General features: G+C 69.1%; 10 protein-coding genes and 1 pseudogene. 2 read left to right on the plus strand and 9 right to left on the minus strand.

What is annotated here, in order from left to right:
• Positions 1–1190, plus strand: a 1190-nt coding sequence (locus PKA16_RS14690) for a toprim domain-containing protein (protein ID WP_324404277.1), incomplete at its 5' end; no start/stop codon positions are given.
• Between the two features lie 130 nt (positions 1191–1320).
• Here the strand turns inward: PKA16_RS14690 and PKA16_RS14695 are convergent.
• The 6 genes from PKA16_RS14695 to sucC all read right to left on the minus strand — a co-directional run bounded on the left by PKA16_RS14695 (position 1321) and on the right by sucC (position 8021).
• A complete protein-coding gene (locus PKA16_RS14695) occupies positions 1321–3498 on the minus strand; it encodes an adenylate/guanylate cyclase domain-containing protein (protein ID WP_324404278.1) in 2178 nt (725 codons plus the stop codon).
• A 103-nt stretch (positions 3499–3601) separates the two neighbouring features.
• Positions 3602–4255 (minus strand): FHA domain-containing protein, encoded by a 654-nt coding sequence (locus tag PKA16_RS14700; protein WP_324404279.1) that lies wholly within the window; start codon positions 4253–4255, stop codon positions 3602–3604.
• An 88-nt stretch (positions 4256–4343) separates the two neighbouring features.
• The gene (locus PKA16_RS14705; RefSeq protein ID WP_324404280.1) at positions 4344–5129 is read right to left on the minus strand and encodes a Stp1/IreP family PP2C-type Ser/Thr phosphatase; all 786 of its coding nucleotides are present in this window, start codon (positions 5127–5129) and stop codon (positions 4344–4346) included.
• 22 nt (positions 5130–5151) lie between these two features.
• Positions 5152–5859 (minus strand): TerC family protein, encoded by a 708-nt coding sequence (locus PKA16_RS14710; RefSeq protein WP_324404281.1) that lies wholly within the window; start codon positions 5857–5859, stop codon positions 5152–5154.
• Between the two features lie 97 nt (positions 5860–5956).
• Positions 5957–6850 (minus strand): succinate--CoA ligase subunit alpha, encoded by an 894-nt coding sequence (gene sucD / locus PKA16_RS14715; protein WP_324404282.1) that lies wholly within the window; start codon positions 6848–6850, stop codon positions 5957–5959.
• Positions 6851–6860: 10 nt separating this feature from the next.
• The gene (sucC, locus tag PKA16_RS14720) at positions 6861–8021 is read right to left on the minus strand and encodes an ADP-forming succinate--CoA ligase subunit beta (protein ID WP_324404283.1); all 1161 of its coding nucleotides are present in this window, start codon (positions 8019–8021) and stop codon (positions 6861–6863) included.
• Positions 8022–8197: 176 nt separating this feature from the next.
• On the opposite strand from sucC, the gene argC reads away from it, so the two are divergent.
• The gene (gene argC, locus PKA16_RS14725; protein WP_324404284.1) at positions 8198–9121 is read left to right on the plus strand and encodes an N-acetyl-gamma-glutamyl-phosphate reductase; all 924 of its coding nucleotides are present in this window, start codon (positions 8198–8200) and stop codon (positions 9119–9121) included.
• 34 nt (positions 9122–9155) lie between these two features.
• Here argC and PKA16_RS14730 read toward each other — a convergent pair whose 3' ends face one another.
• From PKA16_RS14730 to recA, 3 genes and pseudogenes are all read right to left on the minus strand, one after another.
• Positions 9156–9701, minus strand: coding sequence for a hypothetical protein (locus tag PKA16_RS14730; protein ID WP_324404285.1), 546 nt, complete (start codon positions 9699–9701; stop codon positions 9156–9158).
• A gap of 424 nt (positions 9702–10125) precedes the next feature.
• Entirely contained in the window at positions 10126–10587 is a 462-nt protein-coding gene (recX, locus tag PKA16_RS14735) for a recombination regulator RecX (RefSeq protein WP_324404286.1), read from the minus strand.
• Between the two features lie 382 nt (positions 10588–10969).
• Positions 10970–11433: pseudogene (gene recA / locus PKA16_RS14740) on the minus strand (recombinase RecA); the annotation flags it as partial.

An 11433-nucleotide genomic window follows, 5' to 3' on the forward strand; every position in this document is an offset into this window, starting at 1 on the left:
AGCAGGGGCGCGACCGCAAGTTCCAGGCCATCCTGCCGCTGCGCGGCAAGATCCTCAACGTCGAGCGCGCGCGCTTCGAGAAGCTGCTGTCGAGCAACGAGATCGTCACCCTGATCACGGCCCTGGGCACCGGCATCGGTCGCAGCGCCAGCGACGACGAGGATGACGAGGAAAACGGCAACGGCAAGGGTCGCGGCAAGGCCAACGGCGACGGCTTCAACATCGACAAGCTGCGCTACCACCGCGTCATCATCATGACCGACGCCGACGTGGACGGTGCCCACATCCGCACCCTGTTGCTGACCTTCTTCTACCGCCAGATGCCCGAGCTGGTCGAGCGCGGCCACGTCTACATCGCGCAGCCGCCGCTCTACAAGGTCAAGTCGGGCAAGGAGGAGCTCTACCTCAAGGACGACGCGGCACTCGACGCCTTCCTGCTGCGCGTGGCGCTGAGGGACGCGGTCGTGCATTCGGGCGGCGACGCCCCGCAGCAGTTCAGCGGCGACACCCTGGCCGAACTGGCGCGCAAGCACCAGGCCGCCGAGCGCGTGATCGAGCGCCTGTCGGCCTTCATGGACGACGAGGCGCTGCGCGCCCTGGCCGGCGGCGTGGCGCTGGACCTGAGCACGCTGGAAACGGCCCAGGCCAGCGCCCTCGAACTGCAGCGCCACCTGCACGCGCAGGCCGCCGAAGGCGGCGCGCCCGAGGTCGAGGCCGAATTCGACGTGCGCACCGACAAGCCGATGCTGCGCGTGAATCGCCCGCACTACGGCAACGTGCGCACCAGCATCATCACGCAGGACTTCGTGCTTGGCGCCGATTACGCCGCGCTGGCCGAGGCCGCGCAGACCTTCAAGGGCCTGCTGGGGGCCGGCGCCAAGGTCACGCGCGGCGAGGGTGAACGCCTGCGCGAGCAGCCCGTCGCCAGCTTCCGCGAAGCGATGGCCTGGCTCATCGGCGAAGCCGAGCGCACCACCACGCGCCAGCGCTACAAGGGCCTGGGCGAGATGAACCCCGAGCAGCTGTGGGAAACCACCATGGACCCCGAAGTGCGCCGCCTGCTGCGCGTGCAGATCGACGACGCCATCGAGGCCGACCGCGTGTTCACCACCCTGATGGGCGACGATGTCGAGCCGCGGCGCGAGTTCATCGAGATCAATGCGCTGCGGGCGAGCAATATCGATATCTGATCGGGGAGATAGCCGGCGCACCGGCGTGGTGGACAACCGACACGGAAAGCTGTCGGTCGAGACCATGCTGAACGATGGCGCGCTGAAAGTGGCTTTTGACGCCAAGCGCCAAGCCCACCGACCCTGAGGCTCATTTGGTGTCGTAAACCGTGGTACCGTCCCACGCGGGGCCCGGCGGCTGCGCCCGCAGCGCCAGTGCACGCTCCAGATAAAGCGGATACAGCGCAACGGCCGGATGGCTGGCGGCCAGGACCGCCACCTGGTCGCTGAACTCCTCAAACCGGCCCTCGAACCAGAGCGCCAGCGCCTCGTCCCAGCGCGCGAGTTCCTCGACCAGCCCGGGCGGCGCGGCATCGCGCCGGGCGCGCACGGTGTAGATGTCTTCGGCCTGCTGGCGCCCCTTGACGCGCACGCGGTCGAGCCGTTGCCACAGGTGGGGTGGCGCTGCGCCGTCGGCGGTGGATTCGGACTGGGTGGCGGCGCTGGCGACAATCTCGACGCCGTAGATGCGTGACAGGCCTTCGAGCCGCGAGGCCAGGTTGACCACGTCGCCGATGACGGTGTAGGCGCGGCGCAGGTCGGAGCCCATGTTGCCGACCAGCATGGGGCCGGTGGCCAGGCCGATGCCGATGGCCAGGCCGGGCTGGCCGGCGGCGGCGCGCTCGGCATTGAAGTCGCGCATGGCGGCGCCGATGGCAAGCGCCGCGTCGACGGCGCGCCGGGCGTGGTCGGGCATGGCCACGGGTGCACCCCAGAAGGCCATGATGCAGTCGCCGATGTACTTGTCGATCGTGCCCTGGTGCGCGTGCACCACGTGCGTGAGCCGCGTCAGCACGTCGCCCAGCAGGACCTGCAGCTCGCGCGGCGGCAGGGCCTCGGACAGGCTGGTGAAGCCGCGCAGGTCGCAGAACATCACCGTCAGCTCCTGCGTGCGCGCCTGCATGTCGTAGCGGTGCGGCGCGCGCAGCATCTCGCGCACCAGCTCGGGCGGCACGTAGGTGGCGAACTGGCGCGCCAGGGCCCGGCGCGAGCGGCTTTCGGCGAAATAGCCCAGGGCCAGGTTGCTCACCACGCTGGCCAGGATCAGCAGCAGCACGCCAGCCAGCGGCAGGACCCAGCCGAGCCGCAGGTAGAGCGTGGCGTCGAGCGCCAGCACGCCGGCGAGCAGGCCCAGGCCCAGCGCCAGGGCGCCGCCCAGGGCGAGGCGCGGCAGCACCAGCACCAGGGCGGCGCCGACGGCCAGCAGCAGGGCCAGCTCGTAGCCGCGCGCCAGCGGCGGGCGCAGCAGCATGCGGCCGTCCAGCGCCGCCGAGATGATGTTGGCGTGCACCTCCACGCCCGGGTAGGCGGCGCCGACCGGCGTGGTGCGCAGGTCCATCAGGCCGGGCGCGGTGAAGCCGAGCAGGACGTAGCGCCCCTTCAGGCTGCCGGCCGGCAGCGTCCCGGCGAGCACGTCGGCGGCGGACAGGTAAGGGAACGACCGGCCCGCCGGGCCGCCGGGACCGCGATACGGCACCGGCACCGTGCCGTCGGCCTGCAGCGGGATGCGCACCGGCTGCGCGGCTGACAGCAACGTGATGGCGCCGGGCGCGCCGGCGTCGCGCTGGCGCTCCGGACGCAGCGCCACCTGGCCCAGCCCGACGCGCAGCATGGCCAGGCTCATGGATTCGTAGAGCTGGCCGTCGAGCGCCGCCAGCAGCGGCACGCTGCGCACCAGGCCGTCGGCGTCGGTGACGGCGTTGAAGAAGCCGGCCGCGCGGGCGGCCTGGGCCAATGGCGCGACATTCGCGCCGTAGCCGTCCCAGTGCAGCAGCGTCGGCCAGGCGGCGAGCCCGGCCAGCGGCGTGGGCAGGGTGCCGCTGCGGTGCCCGGCGCGGTCGCTGGTGAGGTAGTAGCCCAGCACCACCGGGCCGCGCGCCACGGCCTGGGCCAGCAGGCGATCGCCGCCGGCGCCCGCGCCGGCCGGCCACTCGGGCTCGGCGAACACCGCGTCGAGACCGAAGGCGGCGACCTGCTGGCGCTGCACGAGCTCGTCCACCAGCGCCGCGATGCGGGCGCGCGGCCAGGGCCAATGGCCGACCTGGGCCAGGCTGCGCTCGTCGACGTCGATGATCACCACGCGCTCGTCCGGCGTGGCCGGCAGGCTGAGGCGCAGCCGCAGGTCCGCCAGCACGGCATCGGCATGCTTCAGGCCGGGCGAGGACCAGAGGCCGGCCGCCTGGCCGAGCGCGACGGCCAGCAGGAGGCTGTTGGCCAGGGTGCGCAGCGGGTGCTTGGTCAGCGAGGCAAACAGGCGGCGCATCGGCATGCTCCGGTCCGGCGGGATCGGCGAGTCGGGGCGCGTGCGTCAGGGCCGGGTGCGCCCCTGGATATGGCGGGTGGGTGCGGCGCGTCTTCTGCCGCCCACGCTCCTAGCGATCCATGTATTCGAGTCGCACGCTGCCCATGGTGATCTGGTCGCGGTTCTGCAGAATGATCGGCCCGCCATGCACCGACACGCCGTTGACCGTGGGGGCCTGCAGGCCCTCGACATGCGACAGCTCGAAGCCATGCGTGCCGCGCGTGATCTTGGCCACCGAAAAGCCGCGCTTGCCGAGCGTGGTGACGGGCTTGGACAGCACCAGTTCGCGTCCGGCCGCAGGGCCACTGAGCACGCGCACGCGCGCGCCCGGACTGGACGCGCCACCCAGCACCGTGGTGGTGCCGGTGACCGACTCCAGCCCGACCGGGCTGGATTCGCCCCGCTGGGTGTGCAGCGGCGCCGCCACGGACACTCCGCTGCCGCCCAGGTAGCGGATCTGGTAGCGCCCGACCTCGATCAGGTCCTCGTGCGCCAGCAGCTGCTTGCGCACGGCGCGACCATTGACGAAGGTGCCGTTGGTGCTGCCCAGGTCTTCGAGCATGGCCTGGCCCTCGGCGATCTGGATCATCGCGTGCTCGCCACTCACGGCCAGGTGGTCGAGCACGATGTCGTTGTACGGCCGCCGACCCAGGGTCGAGCGGTCCTTGGTCAGCTGGACTTCCTTGACGACGACACCGTCGATCGAAACGATCAACTTTGGCATGGACAGACTCCCTGGCCAGACGCGCAGGCAGCAAGAGATCAAATGATTGGGGTGACGCGAAGATAGCGCGAAACCGATGCGAGGTGGCTTATTTTTTCAGCAGTCTACTTACAAAACCTGACATTTTTGCCATTTCTTTCAGATGCATCAGAATCACCGAGACGTTGTCGCGTCCGCCACTCAGGTTGGCCAGGTCGATCAGCGTGCTCGCCTGCTCGTCCAGCGAGCCGCCCGCACCGAGCACGCCGGCGATTTCGAGATCGGGCACCATCTCGGTCAGGCCATCCGAGCACAGCAGGAAAGTCTCGCCCCCCTGCAGGTCCAGCACCTGGTGGTCGACCAGCACCGTGTCCTCGACGCCCAGGGCGCGCGTGATCAGGCTGCGGTAGCCGGACTGGGCCGCCTCCAGCGGCGTGATCAGGCCGGCATCGAGCTGCTCCTGCAGCAGCGAGTGGTCGCGCGTGAGCTGGGTCAGCGCGCCACGCTGCCAGCGGTAGGCGCGCGAGTCGCCGACGTGCGCGAGCAACAGCTGCCGGCCCCAGACCAGCGCCAGCACCACCGTGGTGCCCATGCCGGCGCAATCCGGACGCGTGTTGGCGGCCTCGAAGATGGCCCGGTTGGCCATTTCGATGCAGCGTTCGATGGCGCGCTGCACGCCGCCCACCGGCGTGTCGGCGCGCGCGGCATCCAGCCACTGGCCGAGCTCGGTGGTGATGCATTCGATCGCCATCGCGCTGGCCACTTCGCCCGCGTTGTAGCCGCCCATGCCGTCGGCCAGCACCATCAGCCGGCGCGCGGCATCGACGTGCACCGCGTCCTCGTTGTTGGCGCGCACGCGTCCGACGTCGGTGCGCGCGGAGAATTCAAGGTCCATGGCCAGTCCGCGCGCCTCCAGGTCAGCCCGTCACCTCGGGCGGCGACACGCGGCGGCTCAGCACCAGCTTGCCCAGCGCCAGCACCAGCAGCGCGCCCACGGCCGCCAGGCCATAGTGCCACAGCGGCTCCTGCGGCAGGTACGGCCGCAGGCCCGGGTCGGTGTGGGCCATCGAGCCGGCGATCCAGCCCAGCAGCATGCCACCCAGGGTGATGATGACGGGGAAGCGGTCCATCACCCGCATGATGATCTGGCTGCCGCCGATGATGATCGGAATGCTCACCAGCAGGCCGAAGATGACCAGCAGCAACTCATGGCGCTCGCCCGCGACCTGGGCGGCGGCCGCGATCGCGATCACGTTGTCGATGCTCATCACCAGGTCGGCGACGATGATGGTGCGGATCGCCACCCAGAGCTTGTCGCTGGCCTGGATCTCGCTGTGATCGTCCTCCTCCGGCGCGATCAGCTTGACGCCGATCCACAGCAGCAGCAGGGCGCCGACGAGCTTGAGGTAGGGCACCTGCAGCAGGGCCAGCGCGAAGGCGATCAGGACCACGCGCAACGCGATGGCGCCCACGGTGCCCCAGACGATGCCCTTGATGCGCTGTGCTGGCGGCAGCCGACGGCAGGCCAGGGCGATCACCACCGCGTTGTCGCCGCCCAGCAGGATATCGACCAGGATGATCTGGCCCACGGCAACCCAGAAGTGCGCGGTCAGGAACTCTTCCATGCTCGAGTCTTGTCGTGTCGACTCGGGCCGCCCCGGTTCTGCGCCTTCACACGCGAAACCGCGGCGCCCGCCTCCCGGTGCGCCCGATCACCCCCGGTTACAGCAGGGCCTTCAGCAGCTTGCCCATTTCGGACGGGTTGCGCGTCACCTTGAAGCCGCATTCTTCCATGATCGCGAGCTTGGCGTCCGCCGTGTCCTCGCCACCCGAGATCAGCGCGCCGGCATGGCCCATGCGCTTGCCCGCGGGCGCCGTGACGCCGGCGATGAAGCCGACGATGGGCTTCTTCATGTTGGCCTTGCACCAGCGCGCGGCCTCGGCCTCGTCCGGCCCGCCGATCTCGCCGATCATGATCACGGCGTCGGTGTCCGGATCGTCGTTGAAGGCCTTCATGACGTCGATGTGCTTGAGGCCGTTGATCGGGTCGCCGCCGATGCCGACCGCGCTCGACTGGCCGATGCCCAGCTCGGTCAGCTGCGCCACCGCCTCGTAGGTCAGGGTGCCCGAACGGCTGACGACGCCGACGCGCCCCTTCATGTGGATGTGGCCCGGCATGATGCCGATCTTGATCTCGTCGGGCGTGATCAGGCCCGGGCAGTTGGGGCCGAGCAGCAGGGTTTCCTTGCCGCCGGCGGCGACCTTGTCCTTCATCCGGTTGCGCACGATCAGCATGTCCTTGACCGGAATGCCCTCGGTGATGCAGATGACGAGGTCGAGGTCGGCGTCCACCGCCTCCCAGATGGCGTCGGCGGCGCCGGCCGGCGGCACGTAGACCACCGACACCGTGGCGCCGGTCTGGGCGGTGGCTTCCTTGACGGTGCCGTAGATCGGGATGTCGAAGATCTTCTCGCCCGCCTTCTTGGGGTTCACGCCGGCGACGAAGCACTGCCTGCCGTTGGCGTATTCCTGGCATTTCTGCGTGTGGAACTGGCCCGTCTTGCCGGTGATGCCCTGGGTGATGACCTTGGTGTTCTTGCTGATGTAGATGCTCATCTCGATCCCCTCACTGCACTGCGGCGACGACTTTCTGGGCGGCCTCGGCCATGGTGTCGGCGCTGATGATGGGCAGGCCCGACTCGGCCAGCAGCTTCTTGCCCAGCTGCTCGTTGGTGCCCTTCATGCGCACCACCAGCGGCACCGACAGCGAGACGGCGCGCGAGGCGGTGATGACGCCGGTGGCGATGGTGTCGCACTTCATGATGCCGCCGAAGATGTTGACCAGGATGGCCTTGACCTTGGGGTTCTTGAGCATGATCTTGAACGCCTCGGTGACCTTCTCGGGGGTGGCGCCGCCGCCCACGTCGAGGAAGTTGGCCGGCTCGGCGCCGAACAGCTTGATGGTGTCCATGGTCGCCATGGCCAGGCCGGCGCCGTTCACCAGGCAGCCGATGTTGCCATCGAGGCTGATGTAGGCGAGGTCGAACTTGCTGGCCTCGACCTCGGCCGGATCCTCCTCATCCAGGTCGCGCAGCGCGACGATGTCGGGATGGCGGAACAGCGCATTGGCGTCGAAGTTGAACTTGGCATCCAGGGCGATGATGTTGCCCTTGCTGTCACGGTTGAGGGGGTTGATCTCGACCAGGCTGGCGTCGGTGTCCATGTAGCACTGGTAGAGCTTGCCGCAGACGTCGATGAACTGCGCCTTCGACTCGTCCGGCATGGCGACGCCGCGCGCCAGCTCCTCGCCCTGCGCCGGGGTGAAGCCCACGAGCGGGTCGATGAAGACCTTGACGATCTTCTCGGGGGTGACGCGCGCCACCTCCTCGATGTCCATGCCGCCCTCGCTGGACGCGATGAAGGCAACCTTCTGGCTGGCGCGGTCGGTCACCACCGACAGGTAGTATTCCTTCTGGATGTCGGCGCCTTCCTCGATGTAGAGGCGTCGCACCTTCTGCCCCTCCGGGCCGGTCTGGTGCGTGACCAGCTGCATGCCCAGGATCTGGCCGGCCAGATCCCTGACCTGGTCGATCGACCGGGCGACCTTGACGCCGCCACCCTTGCCGCGCCCGCCGGCGTGGATCTGGGCCTTCACGACCCAGACCGGACCACCCAGCTTCTGGGCCACTTCGACCGCTTCCTGGACGTTGAATGCGGGGATGCCGCGCGGCACGGGAACGCCAAACCGACGCAGGATCTCCTTGCCCTGGTACTCGTGGATTTTCATGAGGCCCTCTTGGAGTGGAATGCGGATGCTCCCGACTGGCCTGGCCAGAAGCCGGGCGCCGGTGCGCAAGCACGAACGTGAGCGGTCACGAATGTATCATGCTGCGGTGCACCAGACAGCGGCGGCGGCGTTTTCCCGACTCGCGCCGTGGGGCCCCATCGCGGCAGGAACAACCCATGACCCAGGCCTTCAGGATCTTCATCGACGGCGAAGCCGGCACCACCGGACTGCAGATTCGCGAGCGCCTGCAGGGCCTGGCGGGCGTGCAACTGGTGCACATCGACCCGGCGCAGCGCAAGGACGCCGAGGCCAAGCGTGCCATCATGGCCGGCGTCGACCTGGTGATCCTGTGCCTGCACGATGATGCGGCGCGCGAGTCGGTGGCCATGATCGACCAGATGACTGGGCGCAAGCCGCGCATCATCGACGCCAGCACGGCGCACCGCGTGGCCGATGGCTGGGTGTTCGGCTTTCCGGAACTGGCGCCGGGGCAGCGCGAGGCGATCGAACGGGCCAAGCGCGTGGCCAACCCGGGCTGCTACTCCACCGGCGCGATCGCCCTGCTGCGCCCGCTGGTCGATGCCGGCCTGCTGCCGCCCGACTACCCGGTGACACTGCCGTCGGTCAGTGGCTACACGGGTGGCGGGCGCCAGATGATCGAGGCCTACGAGAGTGGCCAGGCACCGGCCTACGAGCTCTACGCGCTGGGCCTGAAGCACAAGCACCTGCCCGAGATCATGAAGTACGGACGCCTGGCGCGCCGGCCGATCTTCGTGCCGGCGGTGGGCAACTTCGCCCAGGGCATGCTGGTGGAGTTGCCGCTGCACCTGGACCTGCTGGTCGGGCGGCCGAGCGCCGAGCGCCTGCGCGAGACCTATCGCCGGCACTACGCCGGAGCGCAGGCGGTCAGCGTGGAGGACGCGCCGGAGTCGGGCAAGCTGGACGCGATCGCGCTGAAAGACACCGATCGGCTCGAGATCCGCGTGTTCGACAATCCCGAGGCGGGGCAGGCGGTGTGCGTGGCGCGCCTGGACAACCTGGGCAAGGGCGCGAGCGGCGCCGCGGTGCAGAACCTCAAGCTGATGCTGGGCCTGGACTGACGCAGGCAGCGGCGGCCATCCCGCAGGCGCGCCCTCAGCGCTCGAGCGGGCGCAGCATGACGGCCGTGGTATCGGCGAACTCGGCAGCCACCTCGGGCCCGGCGCGTTCCAGGATGGCGTCGAGCAGGGGACCGAGGTGCGGCAACAGCGTGCGCACGTCGGTGGCCTGCGAGATCTGGGCACGTCCCGGATAGCCGTTCTCGCCCAGGTGGCGGCGGATCGAACGCAACAGGAAGTCGGACAGCACGCTGCACACGCCGGCCTCATCAAGCACCGCGCCGCCGAAAATCGAGGTGGCCGGACCCACGTCAGTCCAGCGCGACAGGGCATCCGCCCGGGTCTCCGCCGGACCCCGTCCTCCGCAAACCGCGGACTTGACCCGCACGATGTAGCCGGAAGCCCGCAGCCAGCGCAACCCGCCCACCGTCAGCACATTCTTGCCCGCAAGCGTCAGCACCTCGTCGCGCGTGCGCCGCCCATCGATCATGCGCAGCAAGGCGCGCAACTGCCCCGGCAGCACCGGGTGCTGGGCCGCGTACTCGCGCTGACCCTTCGGACTCAGTCCGTAGACCGTATTCATCTTGTTTTCTCCCTGCCACGCTGGCGCGCCTTATTTTCGCTCATGAATGGACCGGCCTGCGGTTGATGCGTCCAATTGGAATGCAGTGCCATTCCGGTGTCAAAGAAATTTCCCACGTTTTCGGATGGTCCGCCGCGCAGCGCGCGACTCTGCGGCTTTCGTCACGGTCGCCGGTGGTCGGCGCGACCGGGCGTGGGCGTCGCGGAGCGGCCGCGGCACTTGCCGGCCGCGCTCAATGCCAGGGTACGCACCGGCAAGCCCTGGGAGGAATCGCTTCACGGCGCGTGGCTTCGAAGACGGTTGCTCAGCCAAAAAACGGCAGTTGGACGCGCTCGCCCAACAGGTGGAGGTGATCGAAGCAGCGGAAGTCAAGGTTCATGCGGATCTCGTGAAGAAGGCAAGCGGTCAACTGCCGTTTTTGGGCTCAGTCATCCTGCGGCACGCCACCGATCGCCCGTCGCGCGATATCGCCGCTGAAGCCGCGCGCGGCCAGGAAGCGCAGTTGGCGCGCGCGTTCGCGGGCATCAACCGGCGGGACGCCGAACTTGCGCTCCCAAACCGCGCGCGCACGCGCCAGTTCGGTGACGCGCAGCTGCTCGGCCGCCTCGCGAACCACGGCCTCGGGCAGTGCCTTGGCACGCAGTTCGTGCAGGACGCGCGCGGCTCCGAGCTGTCCGGCGCGCCGATGCAGGAGGGACTCGGCCACGCGCGCTTCGTTGATGAAACCCTTGGCCATGAGCTCGTCGAGGACCTGCTCGATCGCCGCCACGTCGGCCTCCGTGCCCGCCTGACGCGCCAGCTTGGCCGCCAGTTCGGCACGCGAGTGCTCGCGCGCGGCCAGGTAACGGAAGGCGCGCGCCCTGAGTGAAAGCGCCGGGGCGGTCATGCGGGGCCCGGCGTGCCGACGCAGAAAGCACGCGAAACATGCCGGAAGGCGGCCGGAAGACGGAGTCTGCCTTGCGGCCTCTGCTTCATGTGTGCGCCCTTTGCGTGGGGCCGGCGGGGCTTGGGCGGCAGCGGTGGGCGCGGCGCCGATGGGGTATGTCCTTCACGCGACATCCTCCCCGCGTACCCGTTATCGGCCACGCTCGGCTGCCGGCGCGGGAGAGCGACCTGCCGCGCCGGCCGACGCCGCCGCCGCAGGTCGCTCGGCGATGCCATACGACTCGCACCTGGAATATGGTTCTGGCTCAGGCACGGCCGCTGACGCGGCCTTCACGTCGGCTGCGCCGACATGAGCCTGCGTTGAAACGGTGGTGCGCATTCGGCTACGCCTCATCGGCCTCGGCAGTCGCCGCCGCCGGTCGCTGTGCGATGCCCAGCGACTCACGAACGCGATTTTCAATCTCGCGGGCGAGGTCGGGGTTTTCACGCAGGAATTCGCGTGCGTTGTCGCGGCCCTGGCCGATCTTCTCGCCGTTGTAGGCGTACCAGGCGCCCGACTTGTCGACCACCTTGGCGGTCACGCCCATGTCGATGATTTCGCCTTCGCGCGAGATGCCCTCGCCGAACAGGATGTCGAACTCGGCCTGCTTGAAGGGCGGGCTGACCTTGTTCTTGACGACCTTGACGCGGGTCTCGTTGCCAATCGCCTGGTCACCCTTCTTGATGGTGCCGATGCGGCGGATGTCCAGGCGCACCGAGGAGTAGAACTTGAGCGCATTGCCCCCGGTGGTGGTCTCGGGGCTGCCGAACATGACGCCGATCTTCATGCGGATCTGGTTGATGAAGA

This window comes from Ottowia sp., assembly GCF_035325765.1.
Taxonomy (GTDB): Bacteria; Pseudomonadota; Gammaproteobacteria; order Burkholderiales; family Burkholderiaceae_C; genus Ottowia.